Raw genomic sequence first — 26288 nt, forward strand, 5'->3', positions numbered from 1 at the left:
AGCCTAGAAGCGCCGCCTGTGAAGTCCCTGCCCCGACATCCCCTCCGCGCCCGGTGCGGGTGACGCTCGGTACGCTCGGAGGATGGCCACTCCGTCCGCCGGGTTCGCCGGTCCCGCCGACCTGCACCTGCACTCCCACCAGTCCGACGGCACGGAGTCGCCGGCCGAGGTGATGCGGCAGGTCCACGCGCACGGGATCCGCACGGCGGCGCTCACCGACCACGACCGCTCCACCGGGTGGGCCGAGGCGGGCGATGCGGCCGTCGCGCTCGGAATGACCTTCATCCCCGGCATGGAGCTTTCAGCCAAGCACGAATGGCGCAGTGTGCACGTACTGGGCTATCTCTTCGACCCCGAGAACGAGGCGCTGCGCGCCGAGACCGATCGCATCCGCGGAGACCGGATCGGCCGTGCCGAGCGCATCGTTCGGAACATCGGGCGGGACTACGACCTCCACTGGGAGGACGTCGTCGCGCAGACGAACCTGGATGCGACGGTGGGGCGCCCCCACATCGCCGACGCGCTGATCGCCCGCGGCATCGTCCGGGACCGGACCGAGGCGTTCGACGGCATCCTGCACCCGCGCGAGGGGTACTACGAGCCGCACTACGCACCGGATCCCCTCACCGCGGTACGGCTGATCACGGAGGCTGGGGGAGTTGCCGTCATCGCGCACCCCGTGACGTCGGGCCGCGACCGGATGATGCCGGTGTCGTTCATCGAGCGACTGATCGACGCCGGCCTCGGTGGCTTCGAGATCGACCATCGCGAGAACACAGAAGCCGGCAAGCGGAAGCTGCGGGAGATCGCCGCCGAGCATGACCTCATCATTACCGGGTCCAGCGACTATCACGGCAGCGGCAAGCCGAACCGTCCGGGCGAGAACACCACGTCCGACGAGATGGTCGCGCGGCTCATAGCACGCGGCACCGGTATCTCCCCGCGTTATCCCTGATCCTCGGCATTCTGTCGGTCATCTCCCGGCGGGCTGTCGACGGCGACCGATACCGTCCGAGGCATGCAGCGAGCGACTTCCCTGGAGCGGCGCGTCGATGCGATCGCTCACCGCGTCCTCCGCGGCGCCCCGGCGAACGGAATCCGTGCCGGCCTGATCGAGTTCGCGGTGTTCGTGCTGAAGCAGGCATGGGCATGCATCTTCGGGGCGGCACTGCTCGTCGTGATCGTCGCAGCGCGGATCTGGTACCCCGACGATGCGGCGCTCGCCCGCAACGATGCGCTGACGATCGCCGCGGTGCTCATCCAGGCGGCGATGCTCGTCTTCCGGCTGGAGAGCGGTCGCGAGCTGTGGGTCATCGTGCTTTTCCACATCACCGGCACCGTGATGGAGCTGTTCAAGACCGATGTCGGATCGTGGGCCTATGCCGCGGACGGATTCCTGCGCATCGGCGGGGTGCCCCTGTTCAGCGGCTTCATGTATGCCGCGGTCGGGTCTTACATGGTGCGCGTCTACCGCCTCTTCGACCTGGGCTTCGAGAGGTATCCGCGTCGGTGGATGACGGCGATCCTCGCGGTCGCGATCTACGTCAACTTCTTCGCGCACCACTGGTGGTGGGATGCGCGCTGGGTGCTGCTGGTCGGCGTCGTGTTGCTGTGGCTGCCCACGGTCATGCACGCCCGCGTGTGGCGACGCACGATCCGGCTACCGCTCCTGGCCGTCTTCGCCGGTGTCGCCGTGTTCATCTATCTCGCCGAGAACATCGGCACCTGGGCGGGTGCCTGGGCGTATCCCGACCAGGCCGAGGGCTGGCAGCCGGTGTCTCCGAGCAAGCTGACCTCGTGGTTCCTGCTCATGATCATCTCGGTCGTCCTCGTCGCGTGGGTGTATCCGCCACAGGTTCCTGCCGCGTTGCTGCAACGCGGGCAGGCTGCTCGAGCGCCGGTCTGATCCGGGTGCACGACGAAGGGCGCGCACTGCGGATGATCGTCCGCAGGACGCGCCCTTCGTGAGGTGCTGAGGCCTGTCAGGCTCCGGCGACCGGAGCCGCTCCCGCGCCGGAACCGCCGCGACGACGCCGGCGACGACGTGCCGGAGCCGGCTTGCCGTCGTGGTGCTCCTTGCCTGCACCGTCGTGCGTGCCGGCGCCCTCGGCGCCACGGTCGGCTGCCGGCGCGGACTGACCCTCGTCCGACGTGGACTCGGCAGCGCCTTCGGCGAAGGTCGAACCGACCGGGGTGGTGCTGTTGCGGCGACGCCGGCGGCGGCGCGTGCCGCCCTCCTCGGTACCCTCGGCCGCGACATCCGCAGCCCGTTCGGGACGGCGGGTGCGCTCGGTCTTGACCGACTCGGTCTTCGGAGCCGAAACGAGACGGCCCTTGGTGCCCTGCGGGATGTCGAGGTCCTCGAACAGGTGCGGGCTCGACGAGTAGGTCTCGGTCGGATCCGGCTGGCCGAACTCGAGGGCGCGGTTGATGAGGGCCCACTTGTGCAGGTCCTCCCAGTCGACGAACGTGACCGCGATGCCGGTCTTGCCCGCGCGACCGGTACGGCCGGCGCGGTGCAGGTACGTCTTGTCCTCATCCGGGATCGTGTGGTTGATCACGTGCGTGACGTCGTCGACGTCGATGCCGCGGGCCGCGACGTCGGTGGCGACGAGCACGTCGCGCTTGCCGGCTTTGAACGCGGCCATCGAGCGCTCGCGCTGGTCCTGGCCCATGTCGCCGTGCACGCCGCCGACGTTGAAGCCGCGGTCGCCGAGCTCATCGACGAGGCGCTGTGCAGCGCGCTTCGTGCGCGTGAAGATGACCGTCTTGCCGCGACCCTCGGCCTGCAGGATGCGGGCGATGATCTCGTCCTTGTCCATCGAGTGCGCGCGGTAGACGAGGTGCTTGATGTTCGCCTGCGTGAGGCCCTCATCGGGGTCGTTCGCGCGGATGTGGATCGGGTTCGACATGAAGCGGCGGGCGAGCGCCACGATCGGGCCGGGCATGGTCGCCGAGAACAGCTGCGTGTGGCGGACCGCCGGGACCTTCTGGAAGATCTTCTCGATGTCGGCGAGGAAGCCGAGGTCGAGCATCTTGTCGGCCTCGTCGAGCACGACCTCGGTCGCGTTCGAGAGGTCGAGCAGGCGCTGGCCCGCGAGGTCGATCAGGCGACCGGGGGTGCCGACGACGATCTGTGCGCCGGCCTTGAGCTGGTCGATCTGCCCCTCGTACGCCTTGCCGCCGTAGATGGCGACGACGCTGGTGGAACGGTTGCTGGTGAGCAGGTCGATGTCTTCGTAGACCTGCACCGCGAGCTCGCGGGTCGGCACCACGATGAGTGCCTTGACGCCGTGCTCCGGGTCCTTGCCGAGGCGCTGGACGACGGGGATGCCGAACCCGAAGGTCTTTCCCGTTCCGGTCTTCGCCTGGCCGATGATGTCCTGGCCGGGAAGGCCGAGGGGGATGGTCTGCTCCTGGATCGGGAACGCGTCGACGATGCCCTTGGCGGCGAGCGCGTCGACGATGTCCTGATCGATGCCGAGATCGGCGAAAGTTGTCACTTTATTCAGATTGCCTGTCCGGCGAGCCTGGGGGATCGCCACGTAAACGGAGCCACGCCGTCTCTTGTGCCACAGGCGCGGGGCCCCGCTCCGACGGCGGGGACACGCCCAGCCTACCCGAGGGGTCGTCAGGACCCGGGAGAAGGTCGCGGCGCGGGTATTGTGAACGACGTGGTGGACTCGGGAGGAAGACCTCGTGGTTAAGTGGTTCTGGCAGCGCGAAGACGCGCCGCGGCGTACCCTCGCACTTCGCAGTCGAGGGGAGCAGAGCGATGCCACGCGCATCGACTTCGCCGAACTCGCCCCCGAACTGGATCGTTTCCTCGGCCAGGCGGCTTACCTGCAGCTGGGGTACTTCGAGACGCTCACCCGGCTGATCCGGGCGACGCCGGAGCTGTCCGAGAAAGAGTCGCTGTCGCGCGCGGCCGGAGCAGCGCTGACGAAACACCGCGGCATCGTCGAGGTCATCGCCGAGCGTGGCGGAGATCCCACGCAGGTGATGCTGCCGTTCCGCGAGCACCTCGATGCGTTCCGACGCAAGACGATCGGTGCGCGTCCGCGTGAGACCCTGCTGGCGGTGTACATCACCGCAGGGATGCTCGACGACTTCTACCTCGCGCTGGCCTCGAGCTACGGCGACACCGGCCGCCGGGTCGCGCAGATCCTGCGGGAGGACGACGCCGGCCACGAGATCGTCGCGATCATCCAGGAGACGATCGAGAGCGACGAGGAGTGGCGTTCGCTGCTGTCCATGTGGGCGCGGCGACTGGTCGGAGACACGATCCTCGTCTGCCGCTCGGCACTGCGTCCCGAGCTGCTCGACGTCGACGACGCCCGCATCGAGCCGGTGTACACCGAGCTGATGGGCGCGCACGCGCGACGCATGGATGCGATGGGCCTCGCGTCCTAGAGGCCGCCGCGGACCAGGGGCGTCCGGGTCAGATGCCCAGTGCGGTCCTCGTCGCCGAGTCGGAGCGCTTGCGCAGCGCCGTGATGGCCATGGTCCCGACGGCGGCGATCACGGCGGCGCCGAGCACGCTCGCGAGCCACAGCCAGATGCTGTCCTCGCCGACGCCCAGCCACTGCAGGCCCGTGTAGAGGATCGCCGATGCGGCCGTCGCGATGGCGGGGGCGAGGACGACCCCGCGCAGCTCGCGGTCACCGATCAGGAAGTGCACCGCGATTCCCAGCGCGCACGCCCCGACGAGTGCGAGGAGGATGTACATCGTCGGATCAGGCGACGAAGCCGACGCGGCGCGATTCCTCGGTGCCCAGCTCGATGTAGGCGAGGTTCGCGGTCGGGACGATGTACGAGTTGCCCTTCACATCGGCGAAGCTCACGTGCGTCGAGTTCTGCTCCAGCGCCGTGGCGACCTGGGTGCGGACCTCGTCCGCGCTCGCGCCGGTGTCGAAGCTCAGTTCACGGCCGGTGTTGATGATGCCGATGCGGATTTCCACGCGTGCTCCTTGAAGTTCGGGGACTGGCCCAACTCTACCCCGCGCGCCTCGGGCCGGATCGGCCGACCGCGGTGGTTTCGCCCTGAGCGCACAGGCGAGGACGCACGCCGATGTCCGCGCGTCCGGATAGCGTGGAGGACATGACATCGGATGCCGCGCAGCGAGCTGTGATCGCCGCGGAGCCGTCGGCATCGGGCGTCATCATCGGCGCACCGGGAACGGGGAAGACCCGCACCCTCGTCGACCGTGTGGTGCATCTGCTCGACGCGCAGGGGCTGCGACCCGAAGAGGTCCTCGCGCTCACCCCGAGTCGTCAGGCGGCGACGGCGCTGCGAGATCGCATCGGCGTGCGCATCGGTCAGGCCACCCCCGGGCCGTTGGCGCGGTCACTCGGGTCCTTCGCCTTCCAGCTGGTCCGCGGAGCGATGGTGCGCGAGGGCGCGGAACCGCCCGCGCTGCTCACCGGCGCAGACCAGGACCGTATCATCGCCGAGCTCCTCGCCGGTGACACGGAAGACGGGCGCATCCCCTGGCCGGATGCCCTCAGCGCCTCCGTTCGCGCATCGAAGGGATTCCGCTCCGAGCTTCGGGCGTTCCTGGCGGAGTGCACCGAGATCGGTGTCCACCCCGACGAGCTCCGAGCGTCGGGCAACGATGTGTGGGCCGCGGCGGCCGAGTTCCTGGTCGAGTATCGGACGGTGCTCGATGCGCTGCGTTCCGCGCACCGCGACGCGGCCGATCTCCTGAGCGAGGCGAGCACGATCCTGCACGGAGCGGACGCCGCGACGCTCGGCCCTCTGGCGCCCCTGCGCGTGGTGCTGATCGACGACGCGCAGGAGCTCACCCGCGGCGGGATCGCCATGGTCCGGAGCCTGCGTGGCCGCGGCATCGCCGTCCTGGCGTTCGGCGACCCCGACATCTCGTCCGGTTCCTTCCGCGGAGCGAGCCCTGAGCTGTTCGCCCAGCTCGCGGGCGCGCTCGGAGAGGTGCATGTGCTCGACGGTGCGCATCGCCAGCAGCCGGCGCTCACCGCCCTCACGCGGACCGTGACGCAGGCGATCGGTGTCTCCGGCAGGGTGGAGCATCGACGTGCTCCCGTGCCGGTGACAGCGGAGGAGATCGACGCCCGGGTCTCGACCTTCGTCGCCCCCTCGCCCTACGAGGAGCTCGATCGCATCGCCGGTGTGATGCGGGAATGGCATCTCGCCGAGGGGATCCGCTGGGACCGGATGGCCGTCATCGCCCACGACACCCGACAGGTGACGACCCTCGAGACCGAGCTCGCCGCCCGGGAGATCCCCACCCGGGCCGCCGGAGTGCAGCGTCCGCTCGGCAGCGAGGGCATCGTGCGAGACATCGTCGGCATCGTCCGGCTGGCGCTGACCCCGATGGAGGAGCGCACATCCGAAGCGCTCGAAGAGGCCATGCGCACCCCGTTCGGGGGGATGGACGCGATCGGACTGCGGCGACTCCGCGCGCGGCTCCGACACGTCGAGCTCGAGCAGGGCGGCGCGACCCCCGCGCGAGAGCTGCTGCGGCAGGCCATGGCCAATCCGTCGCACCTGACCCTCATCGATGCGCCTGAGTCGCGCACGGCGGAGCGCTTCGCCGAGACGATCGAGGCCACGGCCAGAGCGGCCGCTCAGGGGGAGACGATCCACGATCTGCTGTGGCGGGTGTGGGACCAGGCCCGCGCCGTGGACGGTCGTCGGCTGCAGGTCGTCTGGCGAGAGATCTCGCAGGTGCCGACCGGCGCCGAGACGGCGCGCTCACTCGACGCCCTCGTCGCGCTCTTCGATGCGGCGAAGAGGTTCGTCGAGCGCACTCCGAACGAGAAGCCGCACACCTTCGTGCGCGACATCCTCGACAGCGAAGTCCCCGAAGATTCGCTGTCGACCCCCGACCGCCCGGGCCGGGTCACGCTCCTGACCCCGGCGACCGCCCTCGGAACGGAGTTCGACGCCGTGGTCGTCGCGGGGGTGCAGGACGGCATCTGGCCGAACGTGCGCCTGCGCGGCGGACTGCTGCAGACGTGGCGGCTGGCGGATGCGATGCACGCGGCTCGCACCGGTGTCAGCACCGAGCCCGCGGGTGTGCTGGATCGCCGGCGAGCGGCACTCCACGACGAACTCCGGCTGTTCGTCCGCGCGGTCTCGCGTGCGCGCGATCGCCTGCTGATCACGGCGGTCGACGACGACGATCTCACGCCGAGTCCCTTCTTCGGGTTCTTGCCGGCCCCGGAACCGCCGGAACGCCACGCGTCAGCCGAGCATCCTCTCACCCTGCGCGGACTGGTCGCACGGCATCGACGCAGCCTCACCACCGCCCACGCGGAGTCGCTCAGACGCGACGCCGCCGGGCAGCTCGCCGTGCTCGCCCGGGAGGGGGTGCCTGGGTCCGATCCGGCCGAGTGGTACGGAATGACCCCCGCGTCGAGCGACGCCCCACTCCGAGATCTCGCGGTCACGGGTGCGCGGGTCTCGCCGTCGAAGATGGAGTCGTATGAGGAGTGCGGCCTCAACTGGGTCGTCTCGGCGCTCGGCGGCGATACGGTGATGCCGCCGACCGCCGGGATCGGCACGATCGTGCACGAGGCGATGGAGCGCGTTCCCGACGGCGACCTGGAGCGGATGCGGGCGATCGTCGAGGAGCACTGGCCCGAGCTCGACTTCGAGACCGAGTGGATCGGCCGCAAGGAGCGGCGGCGCGCAGATGTGCTCGTGAACCGCCTGCACACCTATCTCGGCGATGTGCGGCGCGAGGGCGGCCGCGTGATCGGCAGTGAGATGGAGTTCCGCTTCGCCGTCGACGTGGCGCCGGAAGCGGAGGGCGAAGCTGTGCCGACCGTGCACCCGGTGGGGGATGACCGGGCGAATCAGGCCGTCATCCACGGGTACATCGACCGAGTCGAGGCCTATCCGCCGGCGGCCGGCGAGCATTCCCACGCCCGCGGGCGCGGCTGGGAGCCGATGTCGGGCGGTCAAGAAGGCCCGGTGGTCGTCGTCGATCTGAAAACCGGGAAGAACGACCCGGAATCCGACTCCGGCGTCGTCGAGCACGCGCAGCTGGCCGCCTATCAGGTCGCGGTCCAGGAGGGGCTCGTCGAGGGTGCTCCGCCGACGTCGCTGGCGGGGGCGCGGCTCGTGATCGTCTCGAAGACGCTCTCCAAGAGCGACTATCGCATCGCTCATCAGCACACGCTGAGTGACGAATCGCGCTCCGCATTCCTGCGGCGGGTGTCGGATGCCGCGCGCGGCATGTCGGCATCAAGCTTCACCGCGCAGGTGGAGTCGCACTGTGCGGACACGCAGCGCCGCGTGCATCCGTGTCGCATCCACACGGTGCCGGCGGTGAGCTCGTGACCGCGTGGAGCGGTGGCGAGGGGATCTCCGCCACCGATATCGCCGCCGCGCTCGGCCAGCCGTCGCCCACACCTGCGCAGCAGCGCGTGATCGAGGCGCCACCCGAGCCCGCGCTCGTCGTCGCCGGCGCCGGCAGCGGCAAGACCGAGACGATGTCGGGGCGCGTGGTGTGGCTGGTCGCGAACGGACACGTGCGGCGAGACGAGATCCTCGGTCTGACGTTCACCAGGAAGGCGGCGGGCGAGCTCGCAGAACGGATCGGACACCGGCTCGCGGTCATCGACGAGTACGGACGCCGAGGTCTTCTGCCGCACGTGCCCGAGATCGTGCGCGCGGGGGCACTGCGTCGTGTCGACGAGGCGGTGCCGGGCCGCCAGCGCGAGCTCGTGCGCGCGCACGTGCTCGATGAGCTTGCCGCGCACCACGGCACCGGGTGGGATCCGGCGACGCCTCGATCGGCCGAAGACCTCATGGTCCGGCCGCGCGTCTCGACGTACAACGCGTTCGCCGACGGCATCGTCCGCGAACACGCGGCACGGATCGGCCGGGATCCCGACGTCGCCATGCTCAGCCAGGCAGCCTCGTGGATGCTGGCGCGCGAGGTCGTGCTCCGCAGCGATCTTCCCGAGCTGGAGAACATCGACTACGCGCTCGCCACGGTCATCGACGCGGTGCAGCGGCTCGCGGGCGACGCCCTCGATCATCGCGTCGACCTCGACCTGGCTGAGCGGATCGCGGAGGAGCAGGCGCTGGCGTTCGAGCCGTATCGCGGCAACGCCGATGTCGAGAAGGCGGCGGTCAACCTGCTCAGTCTGCCGACGATCGCACGCCTGGTGCGCGACTACATCGATGCGAAGCAACGCCGTGGCGTGCTGGACTTCGCCGATCAGGTCAGTGGCGCCTACGACATCGTCGAGTCCGCTCCCGACGTCCGCGCTGAACTCCGTGAGCAGCATCGCGTCGTGCTCCTCGACGAGTACCAGGACACCTCGGTGATCCAGACGCGCTTCCTCGCCGAGCTCTTCCGTGATTCCGCGGTGATGGCGGTCGGCGACCCGCACCAGTCCATCTACGGCTGGCGCGGTGCGAGCGCCGACAACCTGTACGCCTTCTCGGGAACCTTCTCGGGAACGGGAACAGCGACGACGTACAGCCTCATGACGAGCTGGCGGAACGACCGGGGCATCCTCGACATCGCGAACCGGGTGCTCGAGCCGCTGCAGCGGCCGGGGCTCGATGTCCCGCCGCTCGAACCCCGCCCCGGAGCGGGCGAAGGCACGGTCACCGTGAGATTCCCGTTCACGGTCGACGAGGAGGCCGCAGCCGTCGCGGACTGGTTCGTCGAGCGGCGGGCGGAACACGAAGCGCGTGCGGGCGGCGCGGGCCACACAACGATTCCCCACACCGGCGCGATCCTGTTCCGTTCCAAACGGCACATGCAGACCTTCGCGGCGGCGCTCGCCGGCCGCGGCGTCCCGCACCGCATCCTCGGCCTCGGTGGACTCCTCGCGACACCGGAGGTCGTCGACGTCGTCTCGACCCTTCGCGTCGTGCACGACCCCACCGCGGGGTCTGCGCTGATCCGCCTGCTCACCGGCCCCCGGTTCGGCGTCGGCGTCGCCGACATGGCGGCCCTCTATGACCTGGGGCGCACACTGTCCGAGCGCGACACCGCGATGGCGCCCCTCCCTGAAGAAGTGCGGGCACGGCTGCGATCTTCCCGCGGCGCGGACGAGGCGGTGTCGATCATCGACGCGGTCGACGTGGTGCGCGCGGTGCGCGACGACTACCGGTTGCTCGAATCGATCACCCCCGACGGGCGGGCGCGGGTCAGAGCAGCGGGGGAGATGCTGGAACGGCTCCGACGCGCTTCGTCGCAGCCGATCCCGGAGCTGATCCGACTCATCGAGCTCGAACTCCGCCTGGACATCGAGCTCGCGGCCAACGAGACCAGGGGCCCCGCACGTATCGCGGCCACGCAGCTGCGTGCCTTCGCCGACGAGGTGCGGGCGTTCCTCGCGGCCGACGAGCGGGGGAGCATCGGCAGCCTGCTCGCCTGGCTCGACAAGGCCGAGAGCACGGATGAGCTGATGCCGCGGCCCGAGCCGCCGGAGGCGGGTGTCGTGCAGCTGCTCACCATCCACGGGTCCAAGGGACTCGAGTGGGATGCAGTCGCCGTGGTCCGGCTGGTGGCCGACGAGCTTCCGAGCAGGGTCTCCGACACCTCCGGCTGGTTCGGGTTCGGCGTCGTGCCGTTCGCCCTGCGGGGTGACCGCGACGCGTTGCCGCGGTTCGAGTGGGACCCCGTCGAGGCCATGGGCGGCGAGGCCGATCCCGCGAAGAGGCAGAAGCTCGCGCAGGCCTCGCTCTCGGGCGGTGCGACGAAAGCGAATCCGCACGGGGGCGCGCTCAAGCGGTTCAAGGACGCCTACCGTGCGTACCAGCAGCAAGAAGAGCGGCGCCTCGCCTACGTCGCGGTCACCCGTGCGCGGACGGATCTGCTTCTCAGCGGTGCGCACTGGGCCGGTCAGAAGGCCCCGCGCACGCCGAGTCCCTTCCTCATCGAGGCGATCGAGGTGCGTGGCCTCGAGCCGATCGAGACGGTGGACCCGGACGACAATCCGTACGACGGGCCCGGGTCCACGCTTCGCTGGCCGCTCGATCCGCTGGGAGCGCGGAGGGCGGTCGTCTCCGCAGCCGCCACGTCTGTCGAGGAGGCGATGCGGGCCGGGACGGCCGAGCCGACGATCGAGCTCGAGCGTCTGCTGGCCGAGCGCGCGGCCCGCCAGCGCGGGACCGATGCCGAGGCCCCGACGCGTGTGCCCGCCTCACGATTCAAGGACTACGTGACCGATTTCTCGGGAACGCTGTCGTCGATCGTGCGCCCCATGCCGGAACGCCCCTATCGGCAGACGCGCCTCGGCACCCTGTTCCACGCCTGGGTCGAGCAGCGGTCCGAGCTCGTCGGAGTCGGCAGTCGCGTCGACGAGGCGCTCTGGGAGATCGACGAGGACGAGACCGGGCCGGATCCCGTCCGAGAAGGCTCGGGCGCGTCAGCCGACGCGGCCGACCTCGCTGCCCTGCAGGAGACCTTCGAGCGCAGCGAATGGGGCGCGCTCAAGCCGATCGCCGTGGAGATCGAGATCGATTTCGCCCTCGGGTCCGGACTGCCTGAGGCGGAACACCGGGGTGGGGCCCACATCGTGATCTGCAAGCTCGACGCGGTGTACCGGCGCGCCGACCGCGGCGACCGAATCGAGATCGTCGACTGGAAGACCGGTCGGGCGCCGCGCACACCACAGGAGCGCGACGAGCGGATGCTGCAGCTCGCGCTCTACCGCCTGGCCTATCATCGGCGATTCGAGGTGCCGCTCGACGACATCGACGTGGCGTTGTATTACGTGGCGGACGATCTGATCATCCGCGGCGACCGCGTCTATTCGGAGGAAGAGCTCTTCCAGCGCTGGAGTGCCGCTCGCGCGGCGCGCTGAGCCTCATCGGAGTCTTCCCCGTCGTCGTCGGTGTCCTCGCGCGGGGCGAGGGGGTGCGAGTCCTCGCGTGCTCCGGCGGCGCCGCTGGTGCCGGCGAACAGGCTCGCGACGCCCGAGAGGTCTTCGGTCTCGATGTTCAGCATCTCCGCCCGGTGCGCGCTCTCGTCGGGGCGACGGCCGGTTTCGGTCCCGGTGGTCGGGAGCCGGTCGTGCGATGCGGTCTCGGTCTGCGCCGGGTCCGAGTCGTCGGGGGCGTTCGCCCACAGCTCTTCCGGGTTGTACGCATCGGTGTGCATCGACGTGTCGATCTCCGCGGCGGCGTCTTGGGGAACACGGTCGAGGGCGTCGAGGGCGGAGTCGACGCCGACGCCGCGAGAGTCGATGAGGTTGAGGTCGTCGTCGCGGATACCTTCGGCGAGTGCCTCCAGCAGGGCGGCGGCATCGTCGACGATGTCCGGGCGGCGCATCGAATCGCCGTGCACCAGCCACCGGGCGAATTCCAGCTCGGCGAGCAGGCGCGCCCGCACCTCGAGGCCGCTGTCGGGTGCGCGGTCGACAGCACGGGCGTATGACGCGTGCACGTCGGCGGCGGCGTCCGGGGCCGCCGAGAGCCAGGAGAGATCGAGGGCCGGATCACCGACGGAGAGTCCATGCCATCCGAGCAGTCCGACCACTTCGGGGCCGCGCTCGGGGTCGTCTTCGAACAGGAACGAGGTCGCCTGGACGCCGCCCAGGATGACGGTGGACTCGAAACGCCACAGCTCGTCGTCGGCGACGGCATCGCGCCAGCGCACCGTGAGTCGGGCGGGAACGCGGCCGGTGGCAGCGGCCGTGTCGATCAGGCGATCCAGTTCCGCGCGGCTCTCCTCGGCGCTGCGAGTGGCGAGCCCTGCACCCCGGACGACCGATGTCGGCAGGCCGTGCACGGCGGCGATCGACGAGCCCATGGATTCGGCGGCGCCACGCCCGGCCGGCACCAGCGCGGCTTCGATCTGGAACCCGGGGAGGAGTTCGGTCACGAGGGCGCGTGCGTCGCCGAGTCGGGTCTCGCCGATGTAGGCGGGAGCGCGGAAGGGGAGCATCGCCCGTGCGCCGTCGGTCAGTGCGCGCAACGCGAGTGCCTCGGCAGCGAGCTCACGCGCGGTGTCGTCATCGTCTGCGACACGGATCGCGAGCTCACGGCCGTCGGCGAGCGAGGCCACTGCCGAGTCGAACCGCGCGTCGCCGTCCGCGCTCAAGCTCCGGGCGCCGGTGACCTCCGCCCCGGGCAGTGCGGCGGTCACTGCCGCGGCTAGAGTGAATGGAGAGCGTCCCATGCCCCCAGGGTAGGTGGGCTCAGGGGCGGTCCCGCCTCCGCCACGCCCGTGAAAGAGGGAGTCGATGACCATTCAGCGCCCGTCCCTCGACCGTGCAGCCGAACTCCGCGACGAGCCGGACGTCATAGACCGCCTCCGTGACGACCCGGCCACCCGGGTGGTGGTCGTCCGCGAGGGGCGTGTCCGAGTCGTCGATTCGACACTCCTGCGGGTCCCCGCCGACACCGTGGTCGAGGCGACCTGGGCTCTCCTCGGCCGCGACGCCGACGGCACCGTTCTGCTCCTCGCCGCTGCCCCGCCCGAGACCGATGCGCTCGACACCGCACCCGATGAGGTCTGGCTCGGACTGCGTGATCTCGGCGGTCGCATCGACGGCGAGGAGACGGAGTTGCTCACCGGTGCCATCGCGCTCGCCGGGTGGCTCCGCGATGCACGGTTCTGCCCCACCTGCGGGGGCGGCACGGAACTGCGCAATGGCGGATGGTCGCGACGCTGCCTGGTGTGCGGGCGCGAGCACTTCCCGCGCACGGATCCGGCCGTGATCGTCGCTGTCGAGAGCCGTGACGGCGAACGCCTGCTCCTCGGCGCCAACGCGAACTGGGGCGGCCGCATGTACTCGTGCTTCGCCGGCTTCACCGAGGCGGGGGAGTCGCTGGAATCGACCGTCCACCGCGAGATCGAGGAGGAGTCCGGCGTGCGCCTGTCGTCGCTGCGCTACATCTCATCGCAGGCGTGGCCGTTCCCACGTTCGCTCATGGTGGGGTTCCGCGCCGTCGTCGACGACGAGTCCGCGGCGCTCGCAGACGGCGAGGAGATCATCGATGTGCGGTGGTTCACGCGCGCCGAGATCGGTTCTGCCCTCGCCGGAGACGGTCCGGTCGGGCTTCCGGGTCACGCGTCGATCGCCCGCGCACTGATCGTCGACTGGTACGAGGATCACGCGTGAGTGCACTCGATGCCCTCGATGAGCGGCAGCGGGCTGCAGCATCCGTCCTTCGCGGGCCCGTCGTGGTGCTTGCCGGAGCCGGCACCGGCAAGACGCGTGTCATCACGCATCGCATCGCGCACGGTGTCGACACCGGGGCGTACTCGCCGTCGCGCGTCATGGCCGTCACCTTCACTGCCAAGGCGGCCGGCGAACTGCGGGGGCGGCTGCGGGCGCTCGGCGTCGAGGGCGTCGCCGCTCGGACCTTCCACGCGACAGCCCTCGCGCAACTCAACTTCTTCTGGCCGACGCTCGCCGGCTCGCCTGCGCCGTCGATCATCGACAACAAGGTGCGGATGCTGGGGCAGGCCGCGGATGCGATCCGGCTCCGCCCGAGCACGGCCACCCTTCGGGACATCGCCTCCGAGATCGAATGGCGCAAGGTCTCGATGCTCTCGATCGAGCAGTACGCCGCGCTCGGGCGTCCGATCAGCGGCGTCGACGCCGGTCAACTGGTCGAGCTCATGCGCGGCTACGAAGCGCTGAAGGACGATCGCCGTCAACTCGACTTCGAGGATGTGCTGCTCGCGTGCGCCGGCATGTTGGAGGCGGAGCCGCGGGTCGCTGCATCCGTCCACGAGCAGTACCGTCACTTCACGGTCGACGAGTTCCAAGACGTCTCGCCGCTGCAGAACAGGCTGCTGGAGCTGTGGCTCGGGGACCGGCACGACATCTGCGTCGTCGGCGACGCCAGCCAGACCATCTACTCCTTCGCCGGGGCGGAGCAGCGGTTCCTGCTCGAGTTCGAGCGTCGTCATCCCGACGCCACGGTCGTGCGGCTCGAGACGAACTACCGCTCCCAGCCCCCCATCCTCACCGTCGCGAATGCGCTGATGCAGGGTCGTCCCGGCGCGCTGGAACTCATGCCGGCGCGAGAGCAGTTCACCGCCGACGCCCCCACCGTCACCGCGTACGACACCGAGGGCGAAGAGGCCGCGGGCATCGCCGCAGCCATCTCCGCGCAGATCGCGGCGGGAGCATCCCCTTCGGAGATCGCCGTGCTGTATCGAGCGCATGCGCAGTCCGCGATGCTGCAACAGGCCCTCGCCGCGGAGGGCATCGCAACCACGGTGCTGGGCGGGACCCGCTTCTTCTCGATGCCCGAGGTGCGCCAGGCGATCCTGGCGCTGCGTGCCGCGGCGGTGGCGCCCACCGAGCAGGGGTTCCTGCCCGGGGTGCAGCGGGTGCTGCGCGAGCTCGGATTGACCGAAGAGCCGCCGGCGGCCGGCGGGGCCCAGCGCGGCGGCTGGGAGGCGCGACGCGCCATCCTGCGGCTCGCCGAGGAGGCGGGGCCGGACGCGACTCTGCGCAGCTTCAGCGACGCACTGATGGCGCGGGCGAAAGACCAGCACGAACCCACGATGCGGACGGTGACCCTCTCGACCCTGCACGCGGCGAAGGGCCTGGAATGGCCTCATGTGCATCTCTCCGGCTGGGCCGAGGGCTCACTCCCGATCTCGTACGCGACGAGCTTCGAGTCGGTCGACGAAGAGCGTCGTCTGGCCTACGTGGGCGTCACGCGGGCCGCGCGAACGCTCTCGTTGTCCTGGTCGAGATCGGCAGGACGGGGGGAACGTGCTCCGTCGAGGTTCCTCGCTGAGATGGGGACCACAGCCCGCGGCACCGGCATTCTTCGTGAAATGTCACCGAACGCCACACGCGGGAACCGTCCGCGCTGACGCGCACCACGCGCCCGTCAGCGCGTCGGTCGCCTGCGAGGAGCAGGGCTGCGAGGCGTCCGGCCTCGGCGACCTGCGCGGCGCGGATCGGGCCGGGGTCACGGTCGATCATCTGGGTGTGCAGCAGCGGCCAGGCCGGGTCGAGCTCGGTGGCGTGCGCATCGCGGCAGGCGAGGCAGGCGGATTCACCGGGGACCACCAGCGGCCCGATGGTCACCCTGCCCGGTTCGAAGGAGACGGGCAGATGCGGGGTGTCTTCGCGCAGGTGGCGCGCGAACTGCAGAGCTGCAGCGGCGCCTCGCACGAGCACGACGCCCACTCCCGGTCGGTGGCCGTGGTCGACGAGGGAGACTCCCTCATCGGTGAGCGCCTCCCGAATGCGGTATTCGCTGCGCCCGTCGTCGATGCCGATGCTCTCGACCCAGGCCTGGCGGGGCGCGGTGGGCTCATCGAGGAGAACCGGCTCCAGGCGCGCGAGCAGAGCCCTGGCTGCTTCGCGCGGTGCGCCGGCGGCGTGCGCGATCACGTCGAACGACCCGCGGCGGAAACTCGTGCGCAGGCGGCTGAGGAGGAGCTCCACCCAGGCGGCGTCCGCCTCGATGCGCAGTCCGTCGCCGTCGCCGAGCTGCAGTGTGTGCTCGTCCCGCCACAGCAGCGGTGCGCTGGGGTCGAGGCGCGTGAGGATCGGCGGTGTGAGAGGCATCTCTCCGATTCTGGAGGGACACCGGAGGCCGCAGGGTGCTGTCGAGGCATCCGTGGACAACTGCCGCGCGTGTCCCCGACGGGGGAGGAGAGGTGCTGACCCCCTTCGCCCCCGTCGAGGTCTGGTCCTCAGACCGGGCGGTCCCCCTCCGGGGCGGCGTCGCCATCGTCCTCGGCATCGTCGTCCGCGCCGTCGGCCGGTGCCTCTTCCGAGAAGTCGTCGCCGTCGAGCAGGCGGGCGAGCGCCTCGTCGAACTCGTCCGCGACGGGCTGTTCGCCGCGTTCGACCGCCTGCAACCGGGCGACGAGGGCGCTCGGATCGTCGATGTCCTCGGCCGTCGGCATCAGGTCGGGGTAGTCCCAGAGGGAGTCGCGGGCGCTGATGCCGACGGCATCCGTCACCGCCTGCCACATCGCGGACGCTTCGCGCATGCGCCGTGGTCGCAGCTTCAGTCCAACCAGCGCACCGAGCGCGTCCTCGGCGGGTCCGCCCACTGCGCGGCGGCGACGGGCGGCCTCGGCGATCCGTGCGCCGTCCGGAAGGCGGGACGTGGCCTGTGCGGTCACCACGTCGACCCAGCCGTCGATCGTCGCGATGAGGTTCTCGAGCCGGGTCAGGGCCTCGCGCTGCGCTTCGCTCTGCACGGGTAGGAGCGCGCCACCCTCGATGGCCGCACGCAGCTCCTCAGGATCGGAGGGGTCCAACCGGCTCGCGACGTCTTCGAGGGCGTCCACGTCGACGGTCACACCCCGAGCGAAGTCCGTGATCTGCGCCATCACGTGCAGGTGCAGCCACTTCGCGTGCCGGTAGAGCCGGGCGTAGGCGAGCTCCCGGGTGGCGAGATAGAGCGCGATCTGGTCTTCCGGGATCTCGAGGCCATCACCGAATGCCGTGAGGTTCTGGGGGATGACGGCGGCCGTGCCCGCGGGGAGCACGGGGATCCCGACGTCGCCTCCGGAGACGACCTCGAGCGACAGGTTGCCGAGCACCTGGCCGAACTGGGCGGCGAACACCGAGCCGCCGAGCCCGCGCATGAGCTTGCCCGCGCCCTGGACGACGCTGCGCATCTCCTCGGGCACCTGCGTGTCGAGTGCGGAGGTGAGCGCGTCGGCGATGCTGGTCGACACCGGGTCGGCGATCTCCTTCCACACCGGCAGCGTCTTCTCGACCCATTCCCCGCGGGTCATCGCGGTGGGCGCCTCGGAGAGCTCGGAGATCGTGGTGGCTTCGCCGAGCCACAGGTTCGCGAGGGAGAAGGAATCCGCGAGCGACGTGCGGGCGCCGTCGGTGACGCCCTGGCCATCGCGGTTGGCGATGAACAGGGCCTGCCGCAGCGCGTTCTCCCACGGGTCGCCACCGAACGCGCCCTGGAGCTGCGACATGATCGTCTGCATCATCGCGGGGTCGAGGGTGAAGCCGTCCATGCCTTCGAAGGCGCCCCGAAGCGCCTCGGGGTCGATGTCGCCACCGCCCTGATTCGCGAGCATCCTTCGCAGGAACTCCTGGAAGTCCTCGGGGGTGGGGTCGTTGTCTGCCATGTCGCTCGCCTCTCAGCAGGTCTGAAGCCGTGGCCTCTACGCTAGTCACAGGTTTCTGCGCGCGAACCCGATGCGGGCAGATCGGTGTACGCCGCCCGCGAACGACGGAGGAATGCAGTGGATCGAACGCGGTCTGGAAAGCTCGGACTCGGAGTCTGGGCGCTGATCGTCGCACTCGTCGCCCTGGTCGTGCTGACGTTCCTGCCGTCGCCGTACGTGATCCAGCGGCCGGGACCGGTCTACGACACCCTCGGTACCGCGACGGACAAGGAGGGCGACGAGGTTCCCCTGATCAAGGTCGAAGGCGCCGAGACGTTCGAGACGGCGGGCACCCTCGACCTCACCACCGTGCAGGTCGTCGGCAATCGCGAGCGCACCCCGAGCTGGTTCGAGCTGGCGCTGGCCTGGATGGACTCCTCGCGCGCTGTCGTGCCGCTGGACTCGGTCTTCCCCGAGGGGGTCACCACCGAGCAGCGCGACGAGCGCAACGCCACGCTGATGGTCGACTCGCAGCACGAGGCGACGGCGGCCGCACTCAACGAGCTCGGCTACGACACGGGCGCAGAGGTCGTCGTCGTGGAGGCGGTCGCCGACACTCCAGCCGACGGCACGCTCGAGGCCGACGACGTGATCACCGCGATCGACGGCACGGCCGTCGAGTCGGCGACGGAGCTGCGGACCGCGATCCAGAAGGCCGGGGGAGACCCGGTGACGCTCACGGTGCTGCGAGACGGCAAGGAGCAGAGCGTCGAGGTGACGCCGGAGGAACACACCGAGGGGGGAGTGACGACCTGGCTCATCGGCGTCACGCTCCGCACCGACTACGACTTCGAGATCGACGTCACGATCCAGCTCGACAACGTCGGCGGACCGAGCGCCGGGATGATGTTCGCGCTCGGGATCATCGACACCCTCACCGAGGGCGAGCTCAACGGCGGGGAGAACGTGGCCGGCACCGGCACGATCGACGCCGCCGGCACGGTCGGGCCGATCGGTGGGATCCGACAGAAGCTGTACGGCGCGCGCGACGCCGGAGCGGAGTACTTCCTCGCCCCGGAGGCCAACTGCGACGAGGTCGTCGGACACGTTCCCGACGGGCTGCAAGTGATCCGCACGGCCACGCTCGACGAGTCGCTCGCGGCGCTCGAGGTGATCGCGGACGACGGCGACGTCGCCTCGCTGCCCACCTGCGAACGCGTCGCCGGCTGATCCGCGGGAGCGGCCGTGACCTCGCCGTGATCGGGATGACAGCCCGCGCACAGTGAGCGATGCCTAGGATGGAAGGGTGACCTCACCCTCAGCATCGACTCCGGCCACGCCTCGAACGTCCCGACGTATTCTCGGCATCTCCCTGGTGATCATCGCCGCCTTGATCGCGGTGTTCTTCGTGTTCGCCTCCCTGTACACCGAGTTCCTGTGGTTCGATCAGGTGGGCTTCACGGGGGTGCTCACCACGCAGTGGATCGCCACGGCGGTGATGTTCGTCGTCGGCTTCCTCGGGATGGCCGTGCCGCTGTTCGTCGCCATCCAGCTCGCCTACCGGCTGCGCCCGGTCTACGTGCGACTCAGCTCGCAGCTGGACCGGTACCAGGAGGTCATCGAACCCCTGCGCCGTCTGGCGATGTGGGGCATGCCGATCTTCTTCGGACTGTTCGCCGGCTTCGCCGCCGCGGGGCAGTGGAAGACCGTATGGCTCTGGGCCAACGGCGTCGCCACGTCGAGCGTCGACCCGCAGTTCGGCATCGACACCGGCTTCTACATGTTCGCGATGCCGTTCTACTCGATCCTGCTCGCCTTCGTGTCGGCCGTTCTGCTGCTCTCGCTGCTCGTCACCGCTCTCGTGTCGTACCTCTACGGCTCGGTGCGCATCGGCCAGGGTGAGCTCCGCATCTCCAAGCCCGCCCGGATCCAGCTCGCGGTCATCGCGGGTCTCTACCTCCTCGTGCAGGCGGCGAGCCTCTGGCTCGATCAGTACAAGACGCTGGTGCAGCCCGACGACCGCATCACCGGCGCGGCCTATACGGGAGTCAACGCGACCATCCCGGGCCTCGCGATCCTCGCCATCATCGCCGGCGTCGTCGCGATCCTCTTCTTCGTCACGGCCGTCATCGGCCGCTGGCGCTTCCCGCTCGCGGCCACGGCACTGCTGATCGTGGCCGCCCTGGTCGTCGGCGTCGGCTACCCCTGGGTGGTCACCACCTTCCAGGTGAAGCCGAACCAGAACGCCTACCAGGCCGAGTACTACCAGCGGAACATCGACGGCACGAAGGAGGCGTACGGGGTCGCGAACCTCGAGACCACGCCTTTCGCCGCCAAGACCGACGCCGAGGCCGGCCAGCTGCGCGCCGACGCGGAGACCACGGCGTCCACGCGCATCATGGACCCGAAGGTCATCCCGCCGACGGTCCGCCAGCTCGAGCAGTACCGCGGGTACTACCAGTTCCAGAAGACCATGGACGTCGACCGGTACGAGATCGACGGCAAGATGCAGGACACCGTGGTGTCGGTGCGCGACCTCGACATGTCCGGGCTCGGCGACGGAGACAACTGGAACAACCGGGTCGCGGTCTACACCCACGGCTACGGCCTCGTCGCGGCTGCGGGCAACCAGCGCACCACCGACGGCGAGCCCGTGTTCCTCGAGCGCGGCATCCCCACGTCCGGCTTCCTGTCGGACCGTGAGAACTTCGAGCCGCGTGTCTACTTCGGCGAGAACTCACCCGAGTACTCGATCGTCGGCGCTCCCGACGGATCCGAGCCCGCAGAGATCGACTACCCGCGCGGCAAGGACGGCTCGAGCGAGACGAAGACCACGTTCGAGGGGAGCGGTGGTCCGCAGATCGGTGACACGTTCACGAAGCTGCTCTACGCGCTCAAGTTCCAGTCGGAGCAGATCCTGTTCTCGAACCTGGTGAACGAGGAGTCGCAGATCCTGTACGACCGCGATCCGAAGACGCGCGTGCAGAAGGTCGCTCCGTACCTCGAGCTCGACAGCGACCCGTACCCGAGCGTGGTGGACGGCCGCATCGTGTGGATCGTCGACGGTTATACGACCAGCTCGACCTACCCGTACTCGACGAGCGTCAGCCTGTCCGACGCGATCGCGGACTCCAACGTCCCGTCGCCGACGCTCGCCATCGACGACATCAACTACATCCGCAACTCGGTGAAGGCCACGGTCGACGCCTACGACGGTTCCGTCACGCTCTACGCGTGGGATGACGAAGACCCGGTGCTCAAGACCTGGCAGAAGATCTACCCGTCAACCCTGAAGCCGATCAGCGACATGTCGGGCGAGCTCATGAGTCACGTGCGCTACCCGACCGACCTGTTCAAGGTGCAGCGCGACGTCCTCGGCGTCTACCACGTCGACAAGGCCGGCTCGTTCGCCCAGCAGGACAACCGGTGGCAGACGCCGAACGACCCGCGCAGCGAGGCGATGCTGCAGCCGCCGTACTACCTGACGATGCAGATGCCCGGCCAGGATTCGCCGCGGTTCTCGATGTTCTCGACGTTCATCCCGAACTCGCAGGGCGCGGGTGGTAGCCGTGATGTGCTGATGGGCTACCTCGCGGTGGACTCGGATGCCGGTTCCGAGAAGGGCAAGAAGGCAGAGGGCTACGGCCAGCTGCGCATGCTCGAGATCGACACCGACACGACAGTTCCTGGCCCCGGTCAGGTGCAGAACACGTACAACTCCGATACGTCGGTGGTCCCGCAGCTCAACCTGCTCCAGCAGGGTGAGTCCGAGGTGATCTACGGCAACCTGCTGACGCTGCCCGTCGGTGGCGGTCTGCTGTACGTGCAGCCCGTGTACGTGCAGTCGTCCGAGGGGACGCAGCTGCCGCGTCTGCAGAAGGTGCTGGTCGCCTTCGGTGACCGAGTCGCGTTCGAGAACACCCTCACCGAGGCGCTCGACACCCTCTTCGGCGGTGACTCCGGTGCGACCGGTGGCGATGACGAGGTCGAACCCACCGAACCAGGCACCGAGGACCCGGAGACCGGAGAGACGCCGACAGAGCCCACGCAGCCGACGAATGCCGAGGCGGACGCCCTGGCCTCTGCACAGGAGGCCCTGATCGATCGCGAGGCGGCACTGAAGGCCGGCGACCTCGCCAAGTTCGCCGAGGCGGACGAACGCCTCACCGCAGCGGTCGAGAAGCTCCTGCAGTTGGAGTCCGCGGCGGGGGAGTGATCACTCCCTCTTCACGGTGAAAGAGAATGGGCGCCCCTTCGGGGGCGCCCATTCTCGTCTCCGGCCGACGTGGATCGACGAATTCATCGGGGAAGTCGACCTCGTCCGGGAAAAGCGAAAGGCCCTCTGACCTGGATTTCTCCGAGTCAGAGGGCCTTTCATTTGTTGCGGGGACAGGATTTGAACCTGCGACCTCCGGGTTATGAGCCCGGCGAGCTACCGAACTGCTCCACCCCGCGGCACAAGAAGTAACTTATCACGGATCCCGGGGCCCGGCCAATCGGGGCCGCCCTGCGCGACGCCCCGGGCGTGTCGATGCGAGAGGATGGGGATATGCCTGAGACCCCTGCCGTCGCCGTCGCCGTGTGCCAGTTCGCGCCGACAGCTTCCCGAGCCGACAACCTCGTGCAGATCGCGGAGCTGACTGCCGATGCGGCCGCGCGGGGCGCGAAGCTGATCGTCTTCCCCGAGTACTCGAGCTACTTCGTCGACCCGATGGACGACACCCTCGCCGCGAATGCGGAAGATCTCGACGGCGAGTTCGTCGAGACGCTGACCGCGCTGGCCGCCGACCGCGCGGTGGTGATCGTCGCCGGCCTCGTCGAGCGTGCCTCCGATGGACATCGAGTGCGGAACACGGTCGTGGCGGTCCGCGGCGACGGCATCCTCGCCGTCTATCGCAAACAGCATCTCTACGACGCCTTTGGGCAGACCGAGTCCGACTGGATCGAGGCCGGAGACGTGGGGGAGGCCGCGACGTTCGAACTCGGCGGTCTCCGGTTCGGACTCATGACCTGCTACGACCTGAGGTTCCCTGAAGTCGCCCGGTCGCTCGTCGATGCGCAGGCCGACGTCCTGGTCGTCCCCGCCGAGTGGGTCAGAGGACCGCTCAAGGAGCACCACTGGACGACGCTGCTCGCCGCACGGGCGATCGAGAACACCGTCTACGTGGTCGCGGCCGATCACCCGACGCCGATCGGCGTCGGCCACTCGCAGATCATCGACCCGCAGGGCGTGGTCCTGGCGGGGGTCGGGACAGCCCCCGGCATCGCGGTCGCGGTCGTGGAGGCCGCGGCGATCGAGCGGGTGCGACGGAGCAATCCCTCGCTGCGTGTGCGGAGGTACGCGGTCGTACCGCGCTGAGGGCGGGTTCCGCTGCGGGGAGAGCCGGTCAGGCGGAGAACCGCGCCAGGCGCGAAGCCGCCTCCTCGAGCACATCGACGCGCTTGCAGGCGGCGAAGCGCACCAGACCCGCGTACTCATGCCGGCGGGGCTCGGAGACGAACGCCGTCAGGGGGATCGCCACGACTCCGGCGCGCTCCGGCAGGGCGCGACAGAATGCTGCGGCATCCGTGCCTCCGAGTGCCGTCGCATCCGCCACCGTGAAGTAGCCGCCCTGCGGGGCGTACACGGTGAACCCGGCAGTGCGCAGCCCATCCCCGAGGATCTCGTGCTTGCGGGCGAGCGTCGCCGCGGCATCCGTGAAGTACGAATCGGGCAGCCGGAGCCCCACGGCGACAGCAGGCTGGAAGGCCGAGCCGTTCACATACGTGAGGTACTGCTTCACGGTGAGGACGGCGGTGATGAGATCGGCGGGGCCGTGGACCCAGCCGATCTTCCATCCCGTCGCGGAGAAGGTCTTGCCTGCCGAGGAGATCGTGAGGGTGCGCTCGGCCGCTCCGGGGAGCGTGGCGATCGGCGTGTGCGGCGCGTGGAACGCGAGGTGCTCGTAGACCTCGTCGGTGACGATGACGGCATCGTGCCGCGTGGCGAGCCGGACGATCTCCTCGAGAACGTCGCGTCCGAAGACCGCACCCGTCGGATTGTGCGGATCGTTGACGAGGATGATCCGGGTGCGATCGGTCACGCTGGCGGCGAGCTGATCGAGGTCGGGCTGGAAGTCGGGAGCGCGGAGGGGAACAGTGCGCAGTCGCGCGCCCGCCAGTGCCACCGCCGCCGCGTACGAGTCGTAGTACGGCTCGAAGACGACCACTTCGTCGTCGGGACCGTCGATCAGCGCGAGCAGCGTCGCCGTCAGTGCCTCGGTCGCTCCGGCCGTCACGACCACTTCGCTGGCCGGGTCCACATCGAGACCGTAGAAGCGCCGCTGATGCTCGCTGATGGCGGCGAGCAGGTCGGGGATGCCGCGCCCCGGCGGATACTGATTGGCGCCATGCGCGATCGCGCTCCGGGCGGCTTCGAGCACCTCCGCCGGCCCGTCCTCGTCGGGGAAGCCCTGTCCGAGATTGATCGCCCCGGTACGGGCTGCTGCTGCGGACATCTCTGCGAAGATGGTGGGCGCGACGGTTCCGTCTGCGGCGAGCAGACCTGCACCGGCCGCCGTGCGCCGCCATGCGCCGGGAATGACACTCATGAAGAACAGGCTAAGGCCATAGCTGAAACTCATCCTTGACATAAGGAACACACAGACACAGGCGTCATTCTGAAGTGGTCGTTGAAGGAGCACACCATGAACGAGAACGAACCCCAGGACCACTCGGCACCCGCGTCGAACGACGCCGTGCCGTCCACCGAGGCTGCAGAGGTCGCCGCTCAGCCGGCGACGGCTGCCGCCGCTGACACGACCGGGTCGGCATCCGCCGCGCCCACCCCCGCCGCGCCGACGCCCGGTGCACCGGTGCAGGGGCACGAGGTGCCGTCGATGTTCACGTCGCACGTGGCGCCCGCGCCGCAGGTCGCGCCGGTGCCGCACGCATTCAGCGCGCCATCTGCGCCGGCGACGGGCACCGCTTCGGGCGCGGCCTTCGGTATCCCGACGGCGTCGCACACGCAGCCCACGCAGCCGTACGGCGCGGAGCCGCTCGTCGGCGATGGCACCAAGACCAAGGAGCAGAAGCCGCGAGGGGGCACGAAGTTCGCGGCGCTGATCGTCGCGGCCGCACTCGTCGGCGGTGTCGCCGGCTTCGGCGGTGGTGCTCTGCTGAACGGGCTCCAGAACACCCCGTCATCGGGCACGGCGACCGGACCGCAGACCGTGACGGTCAACAACCCCGGCTCGGTCAACGAGACCACCGCGGTTGCGACCGCTGCTCTGCCGTCCGTGGTCACCATCGAGGTCGCCGGGTCGCAGGAGGCCGGCAGCGGCTCCGGCGTGATCATCAGCGACGACGGCTACGTGCTCACGAACACGCACGTCGTGACCCTCGGCGGTGCAGCGGCAGATCCCACCATCCGTGTGACCGCATCCGACGGGAAGATCTACGAGGCCACCGTCGTCGGCACCGACCCCATCTACGATCTCGCCGTGATCAAGCTGAAGGGCGCAGAAGGGCTCACGCCCATCGACTTCGCTGACTCGTCGAAGCTCAACGTCGGCGACACGACCGTCGCGCTCGGCGCCCCGTTGGGCCTGGCGAACTCGGTGACGACCGGTATCGTGAGCGCGCTCAACCGGAGCATCCAGATCGCATCCTCCGCTCTGCCGGACTCGTCCACCGAAGACGCGCCGCAGGAGCAGTCTCCCGAGGGCCAGGGTCAGGGGCCGTTCCAGTTCGACATCCCCGGCAGCGGCGAGCAGCAGCAGACCTCGGAGTCGATCTCGATCGCCGTCATCCAGACGGATGCCGCGATCAACCACGGAAACTCCGGTGGAGCGCTCGTGAACAGCAAGGGCGAGCTGATCGGCATCAACGTGGCGATCGCGAGTTCGGGCAGCTCCGAGGAGTCCGGCTCGATCGGCATCGGCTTCGCGATCCCTTCGAACATCGCCAAGCGAGTGTCCGAGGAGATCATCGCCGACGGCGTCGCGACCCACGGTCTGCTGAACGCATCCGTCCAGGATGCCTCGAGCATCGAGGGCGCGACCGTCGCCGGTGCCTACATCGCCAAGGCCAATGAGGGTGGCGCTGCTGCCGCAGCGGGCATCGAGAAGGGCGACATCGTCACGTCGTTCAATGGCGTGCCGATCACCAGCGCCACCGACCTCACCGCGCAGGTGCGCGCGGCGGCGGCCGGCAGCGACGCCAAGGTCACGTATGTCCGCGACGGCAAGGACTACGACGTCGAGGTCACCCTCGGCGAACTGGCCGGCTGACCCG

17 protein-coding genes and 1 tRNA gene are annotated in these 26288 nt (G+C 69.6%); 11 read left to right on the forward strand and 7 right to left on the reverse strand.

Going from position 1 to position 26288, the window contains the following annotated elements; all coding sequences use genetic code 11:
* The first annotated feature begins 82 nt into the window (after positions 1–82).
* A complete protein-coding gene (locus HCX50_RS09385; RefSeq protein WP_091034096.1) occupies positions 83–955 on the forward strand; it encodes a PHP domain-containing protein in 873 nt (290 codons plus the stop codon).
* Positions 956–1018: 63 nt separating this feature from the next.
* Positions 1019–1906, forward strand: coding sequence for a DUF817 domain-containing protein (locus HCX50_RS09390; protein WP_091034093.1), 888 nt, complete (start codon positions 1019–1021; stop codon positions 1904–1906).
* A 76-nt stretch (positions 1907–1982) separates the two neighbouring features.
* Here HCX50_RS09390 and HCX50_RS09395 read toward each other — a convergent pair whose 3' ends face one another.
* Positions 1983–3503 carry a DEAD/DEAH box helicase gene (locus tag HCX50_RS09395; protein ID WP_091034090.1) on the reverse strand — a complete coding sequence of 507 codons (1521 nt, stop codon included), beginning with the start codon at positions 3501–3503 and terminating at the stop codon, positions 1983–1985.
* A gap of 196 nt (positions 3504–3699) precedes the next feature.
* On the opposite strand from HCX50_RS09395, the gene HCX50_RS09400 reads away from it, so the two are divergent.
* Complete coding sequence (locus HCX50_RS09400; protein ID WP_167634004.1) at positions 3700–4413, forward strand: ferritin-like fold-containing protein; 714 nt, start codon at positions 3700–3702, stop codon at positions 4411–4413.
* Positions 4414–4441: 28 nt separating this feature from the next.
* Here HCX50_RS09400 and HCX50_RS09405 read toward each other — a convergent pair whose 3' ends face one another.
* Positions 4442–4729, reverse strand: coding sequence for a hypothetical protein (locus HCX50_RS09405; RefSeq protein WP_091034084.1), 288 nt, complete (start codon positions 4727–4729; stop codon positions 4442–4444).
* 7 nt (positions 4730–4736) lie between these two features.
* The gene (locus tag HCX50_RS09410; RefSeq protein WP_091034081.1) at positions 4737–4961 is read right to left on the reverse strand and encodes a DUF3107 domain-containing protein; all 225 of its coding nucleotides are present in this window, start codon (positions 4959–4961) and stop codon (positions 4737–4739) included.
* Positions 4962–5101: 140 nt separating this feature from the next.
* On the opposite strand from HCX50_RS09410, the gene HCX50_RS09415 reads away from it, so the two are divergent.
* Both HCX50_RS09415 and HCX50_RS09420 read left to right on the forward strand, forming a co-directional pair.
* Positions 5102–8323, forward strand: a complete 3222-nt coding sequence (locus HCX50_RS09415; RefSeq protein ID WP_167634006.1) for an ATP-dependent helicase — start codon at positions 5102–5104, stop codon at positions 8321–8323.
* On the forward strand, positions 8287–11814 hold the full coding sequence (locus tag HCX50_RS09420; RefSeq protein WP_244176004.1) for an ATP-dependent DNA helicase: 3528 nt from the start codon (positions 8287–8289) through the stop codon (positions 11812–11814). Before HCX50_RS09415 ends, HCX50_RS09420 begins: the two co-directional genes overlap by 37 nt.
* Here the strand turns inward: HCX50_RS09420 and HCX50_RS09425 are convergent.
* Positions 11760–13130: a hypothetical protein gene (locus tag HCX50_RS09425; protein ID WP_205828953.1), complete on the reverse strand. Its 1371-nt coding sequence runs from the start codon at positions 13128–13130 to the stop codon at positions 11760–11762. The genes HCX50_RS09420 and HCX50_RS09425 overlap by 55 nt on opposite strands.
* Before the next feature lie 64 nt (positions 13131–13194).
* Here HCX50_RS09425 and nudC point away from each other — a divergent pair, with 64 nt between their 5' ends.
* Both nudC and HCX50_RS09435 read left to right on the forward strand, forming a co-directional pair.
* A complete protein-coding gene (gene nudC / locus HCX50_RS09430) occupies positions 13195–14076 on the forward strand; it encodes an NAD(+) diphosphatase (RefSeq protein WP_167634008.1) in 882 nt (293 codons plus the stop codon).
* Complete coding sequence (locus tag HCX50_RS09435; protein WP_167634010.1) at positions 14073–15794, forward strand: UvrD-helicase domain-containing protein; 1722 nt, start codon at positions 14073–14075, stop codon at positions 15792–15794. Before nudC ends, HCX50_RS09435 begins: the two co-directional genes overlap by 4 nt.
* Positions 15795–16625: 831 nt before the next feature.
* Here HCX50_RS09435 and HCX50_RS09440 read toward each other — a convergent pair.
* Positions 16626–18035 (reverse strand): zinc-dependent metalloprotease, encoded by a 1410-nt coding sequence (locus HCX50_RS09440; protein WP_091034072.1) that lies wholly within the window; start codon positions 18033–18035, stop codon positions 16626–16628.
* A 117-nt stretch (positions 18036–18152) separates the two neighbouring features.
* On the opposite strand from HCX50_RS09440, the gene HCX50_RS09445 reads away from it, so the two are divergent.
* Both HCX50_RS09445 and HCX50_RS09450 read left to right on the forward strand, forming a co-directional pair.
* A complete protein-coding gene (locus HCX50_RS09445) occupies positions 18153–19244 on the forward strand; it encodes a YlbL family protein (RefSeq protein WP_091034069.1) in 1092 nt (363 codons plus the stop codon).
* A gap of 76 nt (positions 19245–19320) precedes the next feature.
* Positions 19321–22230 carry a UPF0182 family membrane protein gene (locus HCX50_RS09450; RefSeq protein WP_091034067.1) on the forward strand — a complete coding sequence of 970 codons (2910 nt, stop codon included), beginning with the start codon at positions 19321–19323 and terminating at the stop codon, positions 22228–22230.
* Between the two features lie 165 nt (positions 22231–22395).
* Here HCX50_RS09450 and HCX50_RS09455 read toward each other — a convergent pair.
* Positions 22396–22469 (reverse strand) — tRNA-Met (locus HCX50_RS09455).
* Positions 22470–22563: 94 nt separating this feature from the next.
* On the opposite strand from HCX50_RS09455, the gene HCX50_RS09460 reads away from it, so the two are divergent.
* Positions 22564–23373, forward strand: a complete 810-nt coding sequence (locus HCX50_RS09460; RefSeq protein WP_167634012.1) for a carbon-nitrogen hydrolase family protein — start codon at positions 22564–22566, stop codon at positions 23371–23373.
* A gap of 28 nt (positions 23374–23401) precedes the next feature.
* On the opposite strand, the gene HCX50_RS09465 is transcribed toward HCX50_RS09460, so the two are convergent.
* A complete protein-coding gene (locus HCX50_RS09465; RefSeq protein WP_091034062.1) occupies positions 23402–24604 on the reverse strand; it encodes an aminotransferase class I/II-fold pyridoxal phosphate-dependent enzyme in 1203 nt (400 codons plus the stop codon).
* Between the two features lie 96 nt (positions 24605–24700).
* Between HCX50_RS09465 and HCX50_RS09470 the strand changes: the two genes are divergently transcribed.
* A complete protein-coding gene (locus HCX50_RS09470) occupies positions 24701–26284 on the forward strand; it encodes a S1C family serine protease (protein WP_237682424.1) in 1584 nt (527 codons plus the stop codon).
* Positions 26285–26288 lie beyond the last annotated feature (4 nt).

It is taken from the genome of Microbacterium sp. B19(2022), assembly GCF_012030385.1.
GTDB lineage: Bacteria > Actinomycetota > Actinomycetes > Actinomycetales > Microbacteriaceae > Microbacterium > Microbacterium oxydans_B.